Origin of the sequence: Thermomonas sp., assembly GCF_047606765.1 — a bacterium.
GTDB lineage: Bacteria > Pseudomonadota > Gammaproteobacteria > Xanthomonadales > Xanthomonadaceae > Thermomonas.
The window spans coordinates 1-17089 of sequence record NZ_JASGED010000057.1 but is presented as its reverse complement, the minus strand read 5'-3'; the positions used below and the strand labels follow the sequence as shown (position 1 = coordinate 17089).

At 65.7% G+C, this 17089-nt stretch carries 21 protein-coding genes; 14 read left to right on the top strand and 7 right to left on the bottom strand.

Translation table 11 applies throughout. The features are described 5' to 3' along the window. Positions 1 to 45: 45 nt before the first annotated feature. Positions 46 to 270 (bottom strand): DUF167 domain-containing protein, encoded by a 225-nt coding sequence (locus QM612_RS05185; protein ID WP_415252831.1) that lies wholly within the window; start codon positions 268 to 270, stop codon positions 46 to 48. Between the two features lie 4 nt (positions 271 to 274). Next, complete coding sequence (locus QM612_RS05180) at positions 275 to 1531, bottom strand: 6-phosphofructokinase (protein WP_415252830.1); 1257 nt, start codon at positions 1529 to 1531, stop codon at positions 275 to 277. A gap of 121 nt (positions 1532 to 1652) precedes the next feature. Between QM612_RS05180 and QM612_RS05175 the strand changes: the two genes are divergently transcribed. From QM612_RS05175 to QM612_RS05165, 3 genes are all read left to right on the top strand, one after another. Further along, complete coding sequence (locus QM612_RS05175) at positions 1653 to 2231, top strand: adenylate kinase (protein WP_415252829.1); 579 nt, start codon at positions 1653 to 1655, stop codon at positions 2229 to 2231. Between the two features lie 105 nt (positions 2232 to 2336). After that, on the top strand, positions 2337 to 3701 hold the full coding sequence (gene mpl, locus QM612_RS05170) for a UDP-N-acetylmuramate:L-alanyl-gamma-D-glutamyl-meso-diaminopimelate ligase (RefSeq protein ID WP_415252828.1): 1365 nt from the start codon (positions 2337 to 2339) through the stop codon (positions 3699 to 3701). Beyond that, entirely contained in the window at positions 3694 to 4287 is a 594-nt protein-coding gene (locus tag QM612_RS05165; RefSeq protein WP_415252827.1) for an LON peptidase substrate-binding domain-containing protein, read from the top strand. Before mpl ends, QM612_RS05165 begins: the two co-directional genes overlap by 8 nt. A 22-nt stretch (positions 4288 to 4309) precedes the next feature. Here the strand turns inward: QM612_RS05165 and QM612_RS05160 are convergent, their stop codons facing one another. Continuing rightward, complete coding sequence (locus QM612_RS05160) at positions 4310 to 6247, bottom strand: bifunctional DedA family/phosphatase PAP2 family protein (RefSeq protein ID WP_415252849.1); 1938 nt, start codon at positions 6245 to 6247, stop codon at positions 4310 to 4312. 58 nt (positions 6248 to 6305) lie between these two features. Here QM612_RS05160 and QM612_RS05155 point away from each other — a divergent pair, with 58 nt between their 5' ends. The 10 genes from QM612_RS05155 to QM612_RS05110 all read left to right on the top strand — a co-directional run bounded on the left by QM612_RS05155 (position 6306) and on the right by QM612_RS05110 (position 13009). Next, positions 6306 to 7124 carry an SDR family oxidoreductase gene (locus tag QM612_RS05155; protein ID WP_415252826.1) on the top strand — a complete coding sequence of 273 codons (819 nt, stop codon included), beginning with the start codon at positions 6306 to 6308 and terminating at the stop codon, positions 7122 to 7124. Positions 7125 to 7190: 66 nt separating this feature from the next. Beyond that, positions 7191 to 7730, top strand: coding sequence for an RNA polymerase sigma factor (locus QM612_RS05150; protein ID WP_415252825.1), 540 nt, complete (start codon positions 7191 to 7193; stop codon positions 7728 to 7730). Then, positions 7727 to 8785 carry a FecR domain-containing protein gene (locus QM612_RS05145; protein WP_415252824.1) on the top strand — a complete coding sequence of 353 codons (1059 nt, stop codon included), beginning with the start codon at positions 7727 to 7729 and terminating at the stop codon, positions 8783 to 8785. Before QM612_RS05150 ends, QM612_RS05145 begins: the two co-directional genes overlap by 4 nt. Positions 8786 to 8862: 77 nt before the next feature. Further along, a complete protein-coding gene (locus QM612_RS05140) occupies positions 8863 to 9528 on the top strand; it encodes a hypothetical protein (RefSeq protein WP_415252823.1) in 666 nt (221 codons plus the stop codon). 55 nt (positions 9529 to 9583) lie between these two features. Then, entirely contained in the window at positions 9584 to 10015 is a 432-nt protein-coding gene (locus QM612_RS05135) for a VOC family protein (RefSeq protein ID WP_415252822.1), read from the top strand. A gap of 2 nt (positions 10016 to 10017) precedes the next feature. Then, positions 10018 to 11241, top strand: coding sequence for an acetylornithine transaminase (locus tag QM612_RS05130; protein ID WP_415252821.1), 1224 nt, complete (start codon positions 10018 to 10020; stop codon positions 11239 to 11241). 65 nt (positions 11242 to 11306) lie between these two features. Next, positions 11307 to 11573, top strand: coding sequence for a BrnA antitoxin family protein (locus QM612_RS05125; RefSeq protein WP_415252820.1), 267 nt, complete (start codon positions 11307 to 11309; stop codon positions 11571 to 11573). 111 nt (positions 11574 to 11684) lie between these two features. Continuing rightward, positions 11685 to 12083: a hypothetical protein gene (locus QM612_RS05120; protein WP_415252819.1), complete on the top strand. Its 399-nt coding sequence runs from the start codon at positions 11685 to 11687 to the stop codon at positions 12081 to 12083. Between the two features lie 265 nt (positions 12084 to 12348). Then, positions 12349 to 12612 (top strand): ribbon-helix-helix protein, CopG family, encoded by a 264-nt coding sequence (locus tag QM612_RS05115; RefSeq protein ID WP_415252818.1) that lies wholly within the window; start codon positions 12349 to 12351, stop codon positions 12610 to 12612. Then, the gene (locus QM612_RS05110; RefSeq protein WP_415252817.1) at positions 12587 to 13009 is read left to right on the top strand and encodes a type II toxin-antitoxin system VapC family toxin; all 423 of its coding nucleotides are present in this window, start codon (positions 12587 to 12589) and stop codon (positions 13007 to 13009) included. Before QM612_RS05115 ends, QM612_RS05110 begins: the two co-directional genes overlap by 26 nt. Positions 13010 to 13049: 40 nt before the next feature. Here QM612_RS05110 and QM612_RS05105 read toward each other — a convergent pair whose 3' ends face one another. Genes QM612_RS05105 through thiE form a run of 3 tightly spaced genes read right to left on the bottom strand, consistent with a single transcriptional unit; the run spans position 13050 to position 16095 of the window. Continuing rightward, positions 13050 to 14177, bottom strand: a complete 1128-nt coding sequence (locus QM612_RS05105) for a trans-sulfuration enzyme family protein (RefSeq protein WP_415252816.1) — start codon at positions 14175 to 14177, stop codon at positions 13050 to 13052. Continuing rightward, positions 14174 to 15463 carry a glutamate-1-semialdehyde 2,1-aminomutase gene (gene hemL / locus QM612_RS05100; RefSeq protein WP_415252815.1) on the bottom strand — a complete coding sequence of 430 codons (1290 nt, stop codon included), beginning with the start codon at positions 15461 to 15463 and terminating at the stop codon, positions 14174 to 14176. The genes QM612_RS05105 and hemL overlap by 4 nt, the downstream gene beginning before the upstream one ends. Continuing rightward, complete coding sequence (thiE, locus tag QM612_RS05095; RefSeq protein ID WP_415252814.1) at positions 15460 to 16095, bottom strand: thiamine phosphate synthase; 636 nt, start codon at positions 16093 to 16095, stop codon at positions 15460 to 15462. Before thiE ends, hemL begins: the two co-directional genes overlap by 4 nt. 63 nt (positions 16096 to 16158) lie before the next feature. Between thiE and QM612_RS05090 the strand changes: the two genes are divergently transcribed. After that, a complete protein-coding gene (locus tag QM612_RS05090; RefSeq protein WP_415252813.1) occupies positions 16159 to 16350 on the top strand; it encodes a rubredoxin in 192 nt (63 codons plus the stop codon). A gap of 3 nt (positions 16351 to 16353) precedes the next feature. On the opposite strand, the gene QM612_RS05085 is transcribed toward QM612_RS05090, so the two are convergent. Further along, on the bottom strand, positions 16354 to 16800 hold the full coding sequence (locus tag QM612_RS05085) for a DUF192 domain-containing protein (protein ID WP_415252812.1): 447 nt from the start codon (positions 16798 to 16800) through the stop codon (positions 16354 to 16356). Positions 16801 to 17089 lie beyond the last annotated feature (289 nt).

Genomic DNA, 17089 nt, shown 5'->3' with positions numbered 1-17089 from the left:
CAATGCGTTCAAGTCCCGCCATTCGGGCGAGGCTTGACTCGGGCATCAATCCGGCACGACTACCCGCTTCAACTTGCTGCCCGCACCGGTCTTGATGCTGACGGCGGATTTCGCGCAGCCGAAGTGTTCCGCCACCAGCGCGACGAGTTCCGCATTTGCCTTGCCATCCACCGGCTGCGATTTGAGTTGCGCAAGCCAGGTGCCGTCTTCCTGCTGGGTCAGCGCGGAAACGCGGGAGCCGGGTTTGGCCTTGACCTGCAGGATCGGCACGCGCTCATCCCTTCCACGCCGGCAGTTTCTTCTTCACCGATGCAAGCTTGGGCGTTGCGTACTTCGGCAAGCCGTCGTCGCCGAACGGCGGGAAAGCTTCGCCCGCGATCAGCGGTGACAGGTAGCGGCGCGCGGCGGCGGTGATGCCGTAGCCGTCCTTGCGTATGAAGCCCTTGGGCATGGTCTTTTCGTGGTTGGCGATCTGTTCCAGCGGGGCGATGTCGATATGCCAGCGATACGGCGCATCGCTGTCGCGCACGATCACCGGCATCACCGCGTTCTGCCCGGCCAGCGCGCATTCCACCGCCGCGCGGCCTGCGGCCATCGCCTGTTCCAGATCGGTCTTGCTTGCGATGTGGCGGGCGGAGCGTTGCAGGTAGTCGGGCAGTGCCCAGTGAACTTTGTATCCCAGCGCGTCCTTGACCCGGCCCGCCAGGTGCGAGGCCACGCCGCCGAGCTGCGTGTGGCCGAACGAATCCTTGCCGCCGCCGGCATCGGCCACGAAGCTGCCATCGGCGCGGCGGATGCCTTCGCTGGCGACCACCACGCAGTAGCCGACCCGTTTCACCACGGCATCCACCTTGGCGAGGAAATCGGCTTCGTCATAGGCGCGCTCGGGGAACAGGATGATGTGTGGCGCATCGTCCTTGCCTTCGCCGGCCAGCCCCGCCGCCGCCGCCAGCCAGCCGGCGTGGCGACCCATCGCCTCATACACGAAGACCCTGGTCGATGTTTCCGCCATCGCCGCCACGTCCAGCGCGCATTCGCGCACGGAGATGGCGGTGTACTTGGCCGCCGAGCCGAAGCCGGGGCAGCAGTCGGTGACGGCCAGGTCGTTGTCGATGGTCTTGGGCACGCCCACGCAGGTCAGCGGGTAGCCGAACTCCGCCGCCAGTTGCGAGACCTTCAGCGCGGTATCCGCCGAATCGTTGCCGCCGTTGTAGAGGAACCAGCGCACGTCGTGGGCGCGGAAGACCTCCAGCAGGCGTTCGTACCTGGCGCGGTCGGCGTCCAGCGACTTCAGCTTGAGCCGGCAGCTGCCGAATGCACCGCCGGGCGTATGTGCCAGCGCGCGGACATCGGCGGTGGAGAGCGTGGCGGTATCGAGCAAGTCCTCGCGCAGCGCGCCAAGGATACCGTTGCGCGCGGCCAGCACGCGGATTTTGCGCGTCCGGGCGGTCTGGATCACGGCGGACGCGGAGGCATTGATGACGGCGGTGACGCCGCCGCTCTGGGCGTAGAGCAAGGTGCCGGCTGGCATGCGGTTATTCTCCCTTTGTCGAAGGCGCGAGCCTGTACCGCAACGATACGGTAAGCTCGGGCAGGATAAGGCCGGACGTAGCGACAGCGGCCACCCCTACACGATTTTCTGGAGCGATGTGATGCGATTGGTTCTGTTGGGCGCGCCGGGTTCCGGCAAGGGCACCCAGGCGGCGCGGCTGAAGGAGCACCTGCAAGTGCCGCACATTTCCACCGGCGACCTGCTGCGTGCGGAAGTCGCCGCCGGCACGCCGCTGGGCCTGCAGGCAAAGGAAGTGATGGCGCGCGGCGATCTGGTCAGCGACGAAATCCTGCTGGGCATGCTGAAGGATCGCTTCTCGCGCGAGGACACCAAGGCCGGCTTCATCCTGGACGGCTATCCGCGCAACCTGGCGCAGGCCGCCGCGCTGGGCGAACTGCTGGACAGCCTCGGCCAGAAGTTCGACGCCGCCGTGCAGCTGACCGTGGACAACGAGCAGATCATCGAGCGCCTGGCCGGCCGCGCCAAGGCCGAAGGCCGCGCCGATGACAGCCCGGAATCCGTGCGCCACCGCCTGAACGTGTACGACCAGCAGACCGCGCCGGTGATCGAGTTCTATCGCCAGAACGGCCAGCTCACCGTGGTCGATGGCGTGGGTTCGCTGGACGAGGTGTTCACGCGGATCATCGAGGCGATTTCGCCGAGCTGCGAGATTGGTTGAAGCTGTCATTCCGGCGAAAGCCGGAATCCAGCTCATTAGCTGCTACCTCGCAAACCTCAAAGGCTGGATCCCGGCTTGCGCCGGGATGACGAAAGCAACAAGCGCATGAGCAAACTCCACATCCTCGGCATCGCCGGTACCTTCATGGGTGGCGTGGCCGTGCTGGCGCGCGAACTCGGCCATGCGGTCGAAGGCAGCGACCAGAACATCTATCCGCCGATGTCCACCCAGCTTGAAACGCTGGGTATCGCGCTGAAGCAGGGCTACCTGCCGGGCAACATCGCATCGGATTGCGATGAAATCGTGGTTGGCAATGCGCTGTCGCGTGGCAATGCAGCGGTCGAACATGTCCTCGATGCCGGGATGCAATACACCTCCGGCGCGCAGTGGTTGAGCGAATGCGTGCTGCCGGGCCGCGACGTGCTGGCGGTGGCCGGCACCCACGGCAAGACCACGACCACCACGATCCTGGCTTTCCTGCTGGAAGCGGCGGGTCGCACGCCGGGGTTTTTGATCGGCGGCGTGGCCGAGGATTTCGGCGTGTCCGCGCGGATCGGTGCGGGCCGCGAGTTCGTGGTCGAGGCCGACGAATACGACACCGCCTTCTTCGACAAGCGCAGCAAGTTCGTCCACTACCGCCCGCTGGTCGCCATCCTCAACAATCTGGAATACGACCATGCCGACATCTTCCCGGACGTGGCCGCGATCCAGCGCCAGTTCCACCACCTGGTGCGCACCGTGCCGCGTCGTGGCCGCTTGATCGTCAACGGCCACGACACGCATCTGCGTGAGGTGCTGGCGATGGGCTGCTGGACGCCGGCGGAGCGGTTCGGCTTCGATGAAAGTTTCGAGTGGAGCGCACGCAAGCTGAGTGAGGACGGCAGCCGCTTCGCGGTGCTGCGTGATGGCAAGCAAGTCGGCATCGTCGAATGGCCGCTGCTCGGCGACCACAACGTATTGAACGGTCTTGCCGCGCTTGCAGCCTGCGCGGCGGTGGGCGTGGATGTTGCGGCGGTGATCCCCGCGCTTGCGCAGTTCCGCAGCGTCAAGCGCCGGCTGGAAGTGATCGGCGAATGCAACGGCATCACCATCTACGATGACTTCGCCCATCACCCGACCGCGATTGCGACCACGCTTGCAGGCTTGCGCGCAAAGGTCGGCGATGCCCGCGTCATCGTGGCGATGGAGCCGCGCAGCAATTCCATGCGGCTTGGCGCGCATGCGGATGCGCTCGCGCCCTCGCTGGATGCTGCCGATGCCGTGGTCTTCCTCGCCCGGCCCGAACTGCCGTGGGATACAGGCAAGGTGATCGCCGCGATTCGCGGGCAGGCCCGCGCGGTGGCCGACGCCGATGCGTTGATCGCCGCGCTGAAGGCACAGGCGCGGCCCGGCGACCATGTGGTGTTCATGTCCAACGGCGGCTTTGATGGTGCGCCGCGTCGCTTCCTTGCTGCGCTTGGAGATGACTGAAAACCTGCCACTCTTCCCGCTGCACACGGTGCTGGTGCCCGGCGGCGCGCTGGAGCTGCGCATCTTCGAGCGGCGCTATCTGGACATGCTGCGCGATTGCGGGCGCGATGGTGCCGGCTTTGGCGTGTGCCTGATCCTTGCAGGGCAGGATGCCGGTGCGCCCGCGCTGCCGGCGGCCTTCGGCACCGAGGCGGTGATCGAGGATTTCGATGCCGCGCCGGACGGTTTGCTGTTGCTGCGCGTGCGCGGTCGCCGGCGCTTCCATGTGCTGCATACGCGGGTGCGTGACAACGGCCTGCTGATTGGCGAGGTGGCCTTCCTCGAAGACCTGCCGGAAACACCGGGCGCTTCGCTGCGGCTGCGCCCGGAACATGCGTTGCTGGCCGAACTGCTGCGCCGCATCCTGGAACAGGTGGGCGGCGGCATCGATCCCGATCCCGCGTTGTTCGAGGATGCGCCGTGGGTGGGCTGGCGGCTGGCGGAACTGCTGCCGATGGAAGATGCGCAGCGGCAGGCGTTGTTGCAGATCGACGATCCGCACAAGCGCCTTCAACACCTGCTGGAAGGCGTTGCCGAAACAGATTGAAGCGGCGCGTCAGTTCGGCGCGTCAGTCTGGCGTGATGCGTACCTGCACCGTGCCCCCGGCATCGGCAGACACACCGGAATACGCTTGCAGGCTGATCGGCGGTGCTTCCTGTTCTGCGCGTGGCTGTGGCAGCCACAGCGTCAGCAGCCGCATGTGCAGGCGCGCGCGCATGCGCTCGTGGCGACCCACCCACAGCGGCGTGCCGCTTGCCAGCCGCACCGGTGCCGGCCAGATGCGCAGCACTTCGATTTCGTCCTCATGCGCACCCTGCCGGCGCAACAGCAGGCGTTCGGGATGGCCGCCCAGCGCGATCGGCAGCACCGGCTGCTTGTCGAGTGGTTGCGAATCATCCAGCAGGCCCAGCGTTGCTTCCCAATCCACCGGCGGCTGCTTCACCCAACCATCGGCGGCAAGCCGGCGCGCCAGCACGTCCAGGTCACCGCGCGCCTGCAATTCAAAATGGCGCGGATCGTCGATGCCATGCGATTGCCAACGTGCATCGTCCAATACCTGCGCGGGCGGTGGCGGCACGAATGCCGCCAGCGTCGCTTGCGCGCTGCGCGGCGCATGCCACAGCGCAGCCAGCGCGAAGCAGCCGTAGAACGTCCATGCCAGCGGGCGCATCCAGAACGAACGCGAACTGCGCCGCCGATAGGCGATGCCCAGCAGCAGCACCCACACCACGCCCAGCAGCACGCCGCCGGTGATGTCGCTTAACCAGTGCGCGCCCAGATACAAGCGCGCGAAGCTCACCAGCGCAGTGGCGATGCCGGTCAGCAAGTAGGGCCACACGCGCTGGCGACCGGGCAACTCGCGCGCGATCAACACCGCGAAGAAGCCGAACACCACCGTCGTCATCGTCACCGCGATGGAGGGAAAGCCGAAGCCGGCAGCAGCGGTGGGTGGGCGCGGCATGTCCGCCGCTGCATCCAGCCCCATCGTGATCGCAAGCCCGCCGCCGATTGCGATCAGCCAGTGGGTGGCGGCCATCCAGCGCTTGCGCCACAGCAGCCAGAGCGTGGCGGCAGCAGCGGCGATCCCCAGTACCGGCGCGCTGCCGATCGCGGCCAGCGATGCCATCAACCTGTCCGCCAGCGGATTGCGCAGGGCAAACATGAAGGCATGCACGCTGTGATCCAGCGCGGATGGCCCACCGCGCAGCAGCAAGGAGGTGTTGAACCAGGCCCACAGCCAGGCCACTGCGAACAGGCAGACCGCCAGTACCAGCAGCGATGCAGACTCCGGCCTGCGTGGATCGATCAATGGCGCGGTGTAGCGGCCAAGATGCGGATGCTGCCGCGTCCAGCGCAGCGCGCGCGCCAGCAGGTTGTCGGCATGCGCGGCAAACCAGCGCGAGGTGTAAAGCACCATCGCCCAAACCAATGCCAGCACTGCCAGCAGGCCCAAGAGCACCAGCGCCAGCTTGTCGGCCACGGCAGCCACGGCGTCATACGCCTGACCCAGCGCCCAGCCGGGCAGCAGGAACAGCACCGCCCATGACACGCAGGCAAAACCGCTGGCTTGCAGATAGCGTGGCAGCGGCATCTTCGACATGCCGGCGATGGCCGGCACGAACGCCCGCACCGCGCCCATGTAGCGGGCGATCAGGATGCTCTTGACGGCGTTGCGCCGGAACAGGGTTTCGCCGCGTTCCAGCAGTTGCGGATAGCGCCGGAACGGCCACACGCCGCGCAGCGAATCGCCCCAGCGCCGGCCCACCCAGTAGCTCATGCCATCGCCGCACAGCGCGCCGAACGCAGCGCAGACCACGGCATAGGGGCCGTCGAGTTCGCCCATGCCGATCAGCACGCCGATGGCGATCATCAGCGGCAGCGCCGGCACCAGTGCGCCCAGCACGATCACGGCATCGGCGAATGCAACCAGAAAGATCAGCAGCCCCGCCGCATGCGGATGCGCGCCGATCCAGGCAACGAAGTTGTCGAACCATGCGCCCTGCATCACGCCAGTATAAGCGGCAGCGGCCTTACACTTGCCGCACCCCACACGGAGGCGCGTCATGACTTCACTTTCCGGCAAGACCCTGTTCATCACCGGCGCATCGCGCGGCATCGGCCTGGCCATCGCCCTGCGCGCCGCGCGCGATGGTGCCAACGTCGCCATCGCCGCCAAGTCCGACGTACCCAACCCCAAGCTGCCCGGCACCATCCACACCGCGGCGAAGGCGGTCGAAGACGCAGGCGGTCGCGCGCTTGCGCTGAAATGTGACATCCGCGAAGAAGACGAAGTGAAAGCCGCGGTTGCGGCCACCGTGGATGCCTTCGGCGGCATCGACATCCTCGTCAACAACGCCAGCGCGATCTGGCTGCGCGGCGCGCTGGACACACCGATGAAGCGCTTCGACCTGATGCAGCAGGTCAACAGCCGTGGCAGCTTCCTGTGCGCGCAGGCCTGCCTGCCGCATCTGCTGCACGCCCCCAACCCGCACATCCTGACCCTGTGCCCGCCGCCCTCGCTCGACCCCAAATGGTGGGGCCCGCATACCGGCTACACGCTGGCGAAGATGGGCATGAGCTTCGTCACGCTGGGCCTTGCCGCCGAGTTCGGCCCGCAGGGCGTGGCCGTGAATGCGCTGTGGCCGCGCACCCTGATCGCCACCGATGCGCTCAACATGATCCCCGGCGTCGAAACCGGCAACGGCCGCTCGCCCGCGATCATGGCCGATGCCGCGCACGCCATCCTCACCCGCGATGCGAAAACCTGCACCGGCAACTTCTTCATCGAAGATGAGGTGCTGCACGACGCCGGCATCACCGACTTGTCCGGCTATGCGGTTGATCCATCGAAGCCGTTGCTGCCTGATCTGTTCATCGACTGACCATCGCCTGTTAACGCGCCGCCCGTCCATCGCGTCCTGTCCGTGAATCGCGACGATTTGGACAACATGGACGCAATGGAGGCGCTGCCTGCACTGGTCGAAGCCGCGCGCCGGGGATCCGGCAGCGCGATGGATGCGCTGTTCCGGCAGTTTTCGCCGGTGGTGCATGGCGTGCTGCTGGGCTACGTGCAGAAGGCCGATGCCGACGACCTGACCCAGGACGTGTTCGAGACCGCCATGCAAAGGCTGGGCCAGTTGCGCGAAGCGGCCGCGTTCCCCGGCTGGCTGCTGGGTATTGCCCGCAATGCCGCGCTGGACGCAAAACGCAAGCGTGCGCCGCTGACCGGCATCGAAATGGAAACGGCGGATGCACAGGCCAGCCATGAAGACAGGCTGGATGCACAGCATGCGCTGGCCGCGATCCGCGCATTGCCGGAGGCATACCGGGACACCTTGATGTTGCGCTTGGTGGAAGGTCTGGATGGCCCGGAAATCGCCGCACGCACCGGCCTGACCGCCGGCAGCGTGCGGGTCAACCTGCATCGCGGCATGGCGATGTTGCGTGCGGCCTTGTTGCAGCCGCGAACGGGAGCGGGAGGGCGATGAACGACAACGACGATTACCTGTGGAACCGCAGCGGCGCGGTCGATCCGCAGATCGCGGAGCTGGAACGCCTGCTGGCCGGTCATGCGCTGGGGCCGGCATCGCGGCGAGCGCTGGTACGTACCGCTGCGCGCAGGCCTCGCCGCCGCTGGCGCGTCGCCATTGCTGCTGCGGCTGTGTTAGCGCTGTGTGCCATCGGCATGCAGCACTGGTATCAGCAACGCCTGCAATGGGACGCAGGTGAGCCGTGGCAAGTCATCGCCCGGCAGGGTGATGTGCGCACCGATGGCAGCCATGCTCGTGCGCTTGCGGTGGACGGCTTGATTGAAACCGGCGCGGGCGGCGCTGCACGGCTGCGCGCTGCCGGCATCGGCGAAGTCGCCATCGGCCCGGGATCGCGCCTGCGCCTGGTCGAAACCCGTACCGGTCGCCACCGCGTGCAATTGCAGCAAGGCCGGATGTGGGCGCGGGTGTGGGCACCGCCGGGGCAGTTTGGCGTTAGCCTGCCGGGCAGCGATGTGTTCGACCTTGGCTGCGAGTTCGAGCTTGCCATCGACGCCGCCGGCAATGGCAGCCTGCGCGTGCGCAGCGGCTGGGTGCAGATCGACAACACCCATCGCGAAGTGCTGGCGCCACAAGGCACGCGCGTTCGCCTGCATGGCAGCGGTGCAGCCGGCACGCCATATGCGGAAGATGCCGCAGCGGCCTTCATCGCCGCGCTGGACGCCGTCGATGCGCGTGCAGGCGCGGTCGATCCGCAAGGCGTGGAAGTACGCGCCCTGATCGCCACATCGCGCGCGCAGGATGCAATCACGCTGCTGTCGCTGTTGCAGGCGTATCCGCAGCTTGGCGACGGCCCATTGCTGGAACGCATGGCGCAACTGCTGCCCGCCGTTCCCGCCAGCCGTGCCGGCTGGCAGCGCGACCGCACCGCCCAGCTTGGCGCGTGGTGGAATGGCTTGCCGTATCCGCGCATGAAACGCTGGTGGATGCAGTGGCCGGATGCATTGCCGATGCGCGATGCCGGCGTGGAGGCATGGCTGCGCGAAGGCGGTTAACGCAGCGCGCATGGGGCGCGTCCTGGTGATGCCCGCATGGCAACGCCATGCGGCCCCGCCATCACAGGAGAACTTCCATGCGACTGTTCCATGCCACCCTGCGCGGCGCACTGCTCGCCGCCGCCCTGCTGTTCTCGTCAGCGGCCATTGCCGGCCCGCCGCTGCTCTGCCATCCATTCGATACCGGCGGCGCGGCATCGCTGCCCTGGGGCAAGGGCGGCTGGAACGCAATTGACCGCGGCTACGACAGCACCCGCCTGCACAGCGACACCCTGCGCCTGCTGACTGCCGAAGCGCCGGTGATCGCGCGCATGGAAACGCTGCGCCGCGCGGCCATCTATGCCAGCGCCAGTGGCGCGCAGCTGCGCATGCTTGCCGCCGCGCTGGAAGCCCGCATCACTGCCGCCAGCACGCCGCAGGCGCGCGCAAACGCGCTGTTCGATGCTGGCTATTTCGCCGAGACGCTGCAGGACATCGAACGCCTGCAGGGCTACGACATGCCGGGTCTGGGCAAGGTTGATGTCGTCGCCCTCCGTCGCCTGCTTGCCGGCAGCGACGGCAGCGTGCGCATCGCCGAAGCCATCCGGCTGCGCGGCAACGATGCCTCGATGCGCTTCGCCGCTGCGCTGGTCTCCGCCGCCGATCAGCGCACGGGCGACTACAACACCCATGCGCGTCTCGCCCGCGTTGGCGTTGCCACGGATGCGCTGCTTGCCCGCAACATCGCCCAACTTGCCGACTGAGGCGCAAGCCGGCGGCGCATGGGATCATTGGCGGCATCCCCCACGGATGCTGCCAATGAAATACCTCCACACCATGGTGCGCGTGCGCGATTTGGGCGCCTCGCTGCGTTTTTATTGCGAAGGCCTTGGCCTGCGCGAAACACGCCGCATGGAAAACGAAAAAGGCCGCTACACGCTGGTCTTCCTGGCCACCGATGAAACACCGAACGCCGAGATCGAGCTGACCTACAACTGGCCCGACGAACACGGCAACACCGAGGATTACGGCAGCGCCCGCAACTTCGGCCATCTGGCGTTCCGCGTTGCCGACATTTACGCCACTTGCCAGCACCTGCTGGACATGGGCTACACCATCCATCGCCCGCCGCGCGACGGCCACATGGCCTTCGTGCGTTCGCCCGATCTGATTTCGGTCGAACTGTTGCAGGACGGTTATCTGGAACCGCAGGAACCTTGGGCATCGATGCCGAACACGGGGAGCTGGTAAGCATGGACAATCAGGCATTGCTCGCGCTGGGCCGCGACTACTACCTGCCCGTTTACAAACCGCGCGAGCTGATCCTGCAGCGCGGGCAGGGCGCGCGCCTGTGGGATGCCGAAGGCCGCGATTACGTGGATTTCGGCGCGGGCATCGCCGTGTGCAGTCTGGGTCATTGCAATCCCGACCTGACCGCCGCGTTGACCGAACAGGCCGGCAAGCTCTGGCACACCAGCAACGTCTTCTACAGCGAACCACCGCTGCGGCTGGCGCAGGAACTGGTGGACGCCTCGCGCTTCGCCAAACGCGCCTTCCTCTGCAATTCCGGCGCGGAAGCCAACGAGGCCGCGATCAAGCTCGTCCGCAAATGGGCCGCCGCGCAAGGCCGGGAGCCTGCACGCCGCGTCATTGTCACCTTCCGCGGCAGCTTCCACGGCCGCACGCTGGCGGCGGTGACGGCCACCGCGCAGCCCAAGTATCAAGAAGGCTACGAGCCATTGCCGAGCGGTTTCCGCTACGCAGACTTCAACGACATCGCGCAACTGGAAACCGCGATGGCCGGCGGCGATGTGGCGGCGGTGATGCTGGAGCCGGTGCAGGGCGAGGGTGGCGTGATGCCCGCCGCCCCCGGCTACCTGCAAGCGGTGCGCGCGCTGTGCGACAGGTTTGATGCGCTGCTGGTGCTGGACGAGATCCAGTGCGGCATGGGCCGCACCGGCACCCTGTTTGCGCATTGGCAGGATGAAGTCACGCCCGACATCGTGACGCTTGCCAAGGCACTCGGCGGCGGCTTCCCCATCGGCGCGATGCTGGTCGGTAACAAGGCGGCGGAGGCGATGCAGTTCGGCGCGCACGGCACCACCTTCGGCGGTAACCCGCTGGCCGCGGCAGTTGCGCGCGTGGCGCTGCGGAAACTGGCATCGGATGAAATCGCCGCGAACGTGGCGAAGCAATCACAGGCGATTCGTGACGGCATCGAAGCGATCAACCGCGACATGAACCTGTTCGCTGAAGTACGCGGACGCGGCCTGATGCTGGGCGCGGTGTTGAAGCCGGAACATGCCGGCAAGGCCGGTGCGATCCTCGACCACGCTGCAGCCCACGGCCTGCTGCTGCTGCAAGCCGGCCCCGACGTGCTGCGTTTCGTCCCAGCGTTGAACATCGGCGATGACGATGTGGCGGAAGGTTTGGCGCGGCTGCGGAAGGCGCTGGAGGCGTTTGTTGCGACCACCTGACGGGGATTTGACTGGATATGCACATCGTGCATACGCTTGTGTAGTGCGATACGAACATCAACGACATGCCCGAACGCGATTTCAGCAAGGCCAAGCGAGCCAGGGACGTGCCGCATCTTGCGCGCCTGCAGGGCCAGAACGAAGGCAAGGAACGCATCACCATTCGCCTTGATGCCGACATCCTCGCGTGGTTCCGCGCGCAGGTGCAGGGTGGCGGCAACTACCAGACGCTGATCAATGATACCTTGCGCGCGGCCATCAATGCCGAAGATGCACCGCTCACCGTGCGCAAGCTGCGCGAAGTGCTGCGGCAGGAGCTGCACGCGGCTTGAGTTGCCGCCGAGGTGGTTTGATTTGTAGGTGCGGAGCTTGCTCCGCACGCAGCACTGGTCTTGAAGAAATGCCTTGAATACCAACTTCTGTTGATCGGGAAAGGAGCCGTCATGTGGCGCAAGGTTGCAAAAGCGATTCCTCGCTGGATTTTCGGGCTTTTCTGGTTGCTGCTTGGATCCCACCGGCTATACGAATCAATCACCGGTGCGGAGATTGCGCAGTTCGCCGAGCCTGAAGCACAGGCATTTTATGGGCAACTAATGGGCTCCGGGTTTATCAACCCATTGCTTGGTGCATCTTTTGCGATTGCAGGACTCTGCCTGCTATTCCATCGAACCACGCCACTCGGAATCATCCTGCTTGCGCCATCCATTCTCGTGATTTCCTTCTTCCATATTGCCTTCACGGGCGCATGGATTTGGGGGTCATTCTTTCTCGTCTTTCTGCTTGTGCTCGCTTGGCTGTATCGCGATGCATTCAGGCCGCTATGGAACTACAAGGGATCGTAGCGCCGTGGACTTCAAGCACGTGCAGGATGCCTTCCGTGCGCGTGGTGAGACGGCGTGGCAGGACTATCAGCGCCGTATTCCACCGATGACGTGCTGGCACAGTTGCAGGCTCGTTCCAATGCGCGACGTGCGCAGTTGCCGCCGCACCCGAAGAAATGACATACGGCATCGCGTGGTCGGCGTCTGCGGCGAGGTGCCGGCAGGATTTGCATTTTTCGTTGATCTTGCCCAGTATTACATTCAGTATTACATCGGGCCTCCCGCTATGACACTATCCATCCGCCTGCCCGCCGAGGACGAAGCCATGCTCGCCCGCGCCGCGCGTGCGTTGCGCGTGAGCAAGTCCGAGTTCATCCGTCGCAGCATCGCCGCCTATGCGATGAAGGTCGCACACACGCCGGAAGCCATTGCCGAGATCGATGCGGCCTACATTGGCAAGGGTGGCCTGCGCGATCCGGCCAAGGTCACCAATCCGCAAAAACGTGCCATCGTGGAGCGCCTGCGTGCGAAGCACGGATACGCTGGTTGATACGGGCTTCCTCGTCGCGCTGTTCAATGGCGGCGACCGTCATCACGTCAGTGCCCGTAGCATGTTGGCGCAACTGGCGGGCGCGCGCCTGCATACCGTGTGGGAAGTGCTGACCGAAGCAGGCCACCTGCTGGACGACACCGCCACCGGCAATCTGTTGCGCTGGGCTGCAACCGGGCGGCTGACCGTGCATGCCAGCGACAGCGATGAACTGGACGCGATGGCTGATTTCATCGGCCGCTACGCCGATGGCGGCGCGGACATGGCCGACGTGGCGCTGGTGTTCACCGCCGATCGCATCGGCGTTCATCGAATCCTGACTGTGGATCGCAGGGATTTCGACCGTTATCGAAGCCCGTGTGGCAAGAAGTTCACGCGGCTATGGGTGAAGGATTGAGCAGGTGCGGTTTTGTCGAACCCGATGCATGCTCCCGGCATCACCCCAACGCCTGCCCCAAGTCTGCAATCAAATCCTCCGCATCTTCCAGCCCCACCGAAATGCGCAGCAGGTTCTGCGGCGAACGTGGGTTCGGGCCTTCTACCGAGGCACGGTGTTCGATCAACGATTCGCAGCCGCCTAGGGATGTGGCATTGGTGAAGATGCGCAGCTTGCCCGCCATGGCCAGCGCGGCTTCGCGTCCGCCACGGACTTCGATGCTCAGCATCGCGCCGAAATCGCGCATCTGTTGCGCGGCAACGGCATGGCCGGGATGCGTGGGCAGGCCGGGCCAGTTCACCCGTTCGATGGCGGGATGCGCGGCAAGGAAGGCCACGATCTTGCGTGCATTCGCGCAGTGCATCGCCATCCGTGCGCCCAGCGAGCGGCAGCCGCGCAGGGTCAGCCATGCACTGAACGGGGCCAGCACCGCGCCTGTCACATGCAGGCGATGCGCGACCTTGTGCGCCAATGCATCATTTTTCGCAAAGACCAATGCGCCGCCGAGCACGTCGCTGTGGCCGCCGAAATACTTGGTGGTCGAATGCATCACGATATCTGCACCCAGCGTGAGCGGACGCTGCAACAAGGGTGTGGCGAAGGTGTTGTCGGCCACGACCACCGCGCCTGCCGCGTGGCCGAGTTGCGCCAGCGCGGCGATGTCGGCGATCTTCATCAGCGGGTTGGATGGCGTCTCGATCCACAGCATCGACAGCGGCGTTGCGCAGGCCGCGCGCACGGCGTCCAGGTCGCTCATGTCCACCGTGTCGGCGGTGATACCGCGCTCCGGCAGGAACTCCTCGAACAGCATGCGCAGGCCGCTGTAGCAGTCGTTCGGGAACAGCACGCTCGCGCCTGTAGGCAGCGATTCCAGCAGCGTGGTCATCGCCGCCATGCCGGACGCGAAGGTCAACGCCTCCTCGCCACCTTCCAGCGCCTTCAATGTTTCGCGCAGGCGGTCGTTGGTGGGGTTGCCCTCGCGCTGGTACTCGTAGCCCGCCACGCGCTCGCCGGATGGGCCGTGGCGGAAGGTGGTGGAAAGATGCAGCGGCGGCGCGACCGCGCCGGTGGCGGGGTCTGCTTCGTTGCCGACGTGGACGGCAATGGTGCCGGGATGCAGGCCACTCATGCGCGCACCTCGGCAAATGCGCCGCGCGCGGCTTCGATGGTGGCGGCGATCACGGCGTCGTCATGCGCGGAGGACATGAAGCCGGCCTCGAACGCGGACGGCGCGAGATACACGCCGCGTTCGCGCATCGCATGGAAGAAGCGATTGAACGCGGCGGTGTCGCAGGCCATCGCCTGCGCGTAGGTGTCCACTTTCTCCGTGCTGAAGAACATGCCGAACATGCCGCCAACGCGCTGTGTGGTGAAGGCGATGCCAGTCTCGCGCGCGGCGGCTTCCAGCCCGTCGCAAAGCGTATTGGTCTTGGCTTCCAGTGCTTCGTAAAAGCCCGGCGTCTGGATCAGTTCCAGCATCGCAAGGCCTGCCGCCATCGCCACCGGATTGCCGCTGAGCGTGCCGGCCTGGTAGATCGGGCCGCTGGGTGCGATCTGCTCCATCAACTCGCGGCGACCGCCATAGGCGCCGACTGGCATGCCGCCGCCGATCACCTTGCCGAAGGTCGAAAGATCCGGCGTCACCCCGTAGCGCGCCTGCGCGCCGCCGAGTGCAACACGGAAGCCGGTCATCACTTCGTCGAAGATCAGCAGTGCGCCGTGCTTCGTGCACAGCTCGCGCAGGTGTTGCAGATAGCCTTCGCGCGGCGGCAGGCAGTTGGCGTTGCCGACCACCGGCTCCACGATCAGGCCGGCGATGTCGCTTCCGCATGCGTCGAACAGTGAAGTTGCGGCATCGAAATCGTTGTACGGCAGCGTGAGGGTGAGGTCGGCCAGCGCCTTCGGTACACCGGGCGACGTTGGCACGCCGAAGGTCAGCGCGCCACTGCCGGCCTTCACCAGGAAGGAATCGCCGTGGCCGTGGTAGCAGCCTTCGAACTTCACGATGCGGCTGCGCCCGGTCGCGCCGCGCGCAAGGCGGATCGCCGACAGCGTGGCCTCGGTGCCGGAGTTGACCATGCGCACCATTTCGCAACTCGGCACGAGGCGCGTGAACGTTTCCGCCATCGTCACTTCCAGCGGATTTGGCGTGCCGAAGGACAGGCCGTTGCGCGCGGTTTCGATCACCGCTTGCAGCGCCTTCGGATGGTTGTGGCCAACAATCATCGGCCCCCACGAACCCACGTAGTCGATGTAGCGATTGCCGTCGGCATCGAACAGATACGGCCCTTCCGCGCGCTGCACGAAGAACGGTTCGCCACCCACCGACTTGAATGCGCGCACCGGCGAATTGACGCCGCCCGGCATCAGCGATTGGGCGCGGGTGAACAGGTCATGCGAGCGTTCGGTATTCATGTGATCCGGGTTCGTCGGAAAAGGGAAAGGTAGGCACGCGCAGCGGCAACGGGATCGGGTGCGTCGAACACGCCGCTGATGATGGCGAGCAGGTCGGCACCGGCGTCGATCAATGGTGTTGCATTGTCCGGCGTGATGCCGCCAATCGCCACGCGCGGCAGGCCGAATGCGGCGCTGTCGCGCAGCAGGTCGAGCGATGCGCGACGCGCGTTCGGTTTGGTTGGCGATGGGAAGAACGCACCGAAGGCGATGTAGTCCGCGCCTTGCGCGGCGAGCGTGCGTGCGCGCTGCAGATCGTCATAGCAGGACACGCCGATGATGGCGGCGTCGCCCAGCAATGCGCGTGCGGCGGCGATGTCGCCGTCGTCCTCGCCAAGATGCACGCCGTCGGCATGCAATTCGGCGGCGAGATGGGCATCGTCATTGACGATGAAAGGCACGCCGACGTCGTGACATGCACCGCGCAGCATCGCGCCGGCGATGTGCAGTGTTGCGGCATCCATCACCTTGTTGCGCAGTTGCAGGCAGGAAGCAAACGGCAATACGCGCTGCACGCGCGCCAGCAGTCGCGCCGGATCGGGGTCGTCGGGCGTAATCAGGTACAGCCCGCGCTTGAGAGGAGGATGCGCCATCGTGCTTCCACAAGGCGGCGCGCAATGGGAGAATCCGCGCCAGTTGCCCGCATTATCGCCCCGATGACTGCTTCCGAATCCGATGTTCCCTACCGCCAATGGATGTGCGTGGTCTGCGGCTTCATCTACGACGAGGCCGAAGGCATGCCGGAGGATGGCATTGCGCCGGGCACGCGCTGGGAAGACGTGCCGGACACATGGACATGCCCCGATTGCGGGGTGACCAAGGACGACTTCGAGTTGTACGAAGGTTGAGGCTTATTTCGCGGGCGGGATGCCGGGGCCGAAGGTCAGCACCGCGCCGTCCTGCAACTTCAGTTTTTCCGCATGGCCGGCGTTGAGTTCCAGCACGTAGCGTGCTGGCACGTTGCTCGGGTAATTCGGGCAGCCATCACCCAGTGAGCAGGGCGGCACGCCGCGCTGTTGTGATACGAGTTTGCGTTGATCGTCGAAGTACAGGATGTCCAGCGGGATCTTCGTGTTCTTCATCCAATACGCCTGCGGCGCCTGCATGTCGTGGATGAACAACATGCCGTGGTCATCCGGCATCGCGTCGCGGAACATCAGGCCGCGTGCGCGTTCGGCATCGTCATCGGCAATCTCCACTGCATAGCGTTGACCGGCCAGTTCCACCCACGGCTGGTTGGCACTGGCGCAGGCGCTCAGCGCGAGGGATGCGAACAGGATCGGGACGAATTTGCGCATGCGTGGCTCGGTGTTCTGTGTGGAAGCGCGCACCTTGCGCGCGATACGCGGACTGCGTCAAGGCGTCAAGACTTCACAAGCGCGTCGGCAGGCGGCAAGATGCGCGCCCTTCCCGCTGGCGGCTCCGGCCAACCCGGCAGGAAGGCAAACCCCGCGCATTCAGGTGTTGACAGACCCTAAAAGTCTTGTATGATGTGCGGCTCCCTCGGGCAGAAGTGATTTCTTCCTGGGGCGGACAAGGCGCTGAGGCCAAGTCCTTCGATCTTTGACAGTGTGCGCAGGTAACTTG

Coding starts and splice junctions, on each gene's coding strand:
- QM612_RS05180 (WP_415252830.1), bottom strand. CDS start 1,531: ATGCCAGCCGGCACCTTGCTCTACGCCCAGAGCGGCGGCGTCACCGCC.
- QM612_RS05175 (WP_415252829.1), top strand. CDS start 1,653: ATGCGATTGGTTCTGTTGGGCGCGCCGGGTTCCGGCAAGGGCACCCAG.
- mpl (WP_415252828.1), top strand. CDS start 2,337: ATGAGCAAACTCCACATCCTCGGCATCGCCGGTACCTTCATGGGTGGC.
- QM612_RS05165 (WP_415252827.1), top strand. CDS start 3,694: ATGACTGAAAACCTGCCACTCTTCCCGCTGCACACGGTGCTGGTGCCC.
- QM612_RS05160 (WP_415252849.1), bottom strand. CDS start 6,247: ATGCAGGGCGCATGGTTCGACAACTTCGTTGCCTGGATCGGCGCGCAT.
- QM612_RS05155 (WP_415252826.1), top strand. CDS start 6,306: ATGACTTCACTTTCCGGCAAGACCCTGTTCATCACCGGCGCATCGCGC.
- QM612_RS05150 (WP_415252825.1), top strand. CDS start 7,191: ATGGACGCAATGGAGGCGCTGCCTGCACTGGTCGAAGCCGCGCGCCGG.
- QM612_RS05145 (WP_415252824.1), top strand. CDS start 7,727: ATGAACGACAACGACGATTACCTGTGGAACCGCAGCGGCGCGGTCGAT.
- QM612_RS05140 (WP_415252823.1), top strand. CDS start 8,863: ATGCGACTGTTCCATGCCACCCTGCGCGGCGCACTGCTCGCCGCCGCC.
- QM612_RS05135 (WP_415252822.1), top strand. CDS start 9,584: ATGAAATACCTCCACACCATGGTGCGCGTGCGCGATTTGGGCGCCTCG.
- QM612_RS05130 (WP_415252821.1), top strand. CDS start 10,018: ATGGACAATCAGGCATTGCTCGCGCTGGGCCGCGACTACTACCTGCCC.
- QM612_RS05125 (WP_415252820.1), top strand. CDS start 11,307: ATGCCCGAACGCGATTTCAGCAAGGCCAAGCGAGCCAGGGACGTGCCG.
- QM612_RS05120 (WP_415252819.1), top strand. CDS start 11,685: ATGTGGCGCAAGGTTGCAAAAGCGATTCCTCGCTGGATTTTCGGGCTT.
- QM612_RS05115 (WP_415252818.1), top strand. CDS start 12,349: ATGACACTATCCATCCGCCTGCCCGCCGAGGACGAAGCCATGCTCGCC.
- QM612_RS05105 (WP_415252816.1), bottom strand. CDS start 14,177: ATGAGTGGCCTGCATCCCGGCACCATTGCCGTCCACGTCGGCAACGAA.
- hemL (WP_415252815.1), bottom strand. CDS start 15,463: ATGAATACCGAACGCTCGCATGACCTGTTCACCCGCGCCCAATCGCTG.
- thiE (WP_415252814.1), bottom strand. CDS start 16,095: ATGGCGCATCCTCCTCTCAAGCGCGGGCTGTACCTGATTACGCCCGAC.
- QM612_RS05090 (WP_415252813.1), top strand. CDS start 16,159: ATGACTGCTTCCGAATCCGATGTTCCCTACCGCCAATGGATGTGCGTG.
- QM612_RS05085 (WP_415252812.1), bottom strand. CDS start 16,800: ATGCGCAAATTCGTCCCGATCCTGTTCGCATCCCTCGCGCTGAGCGCC.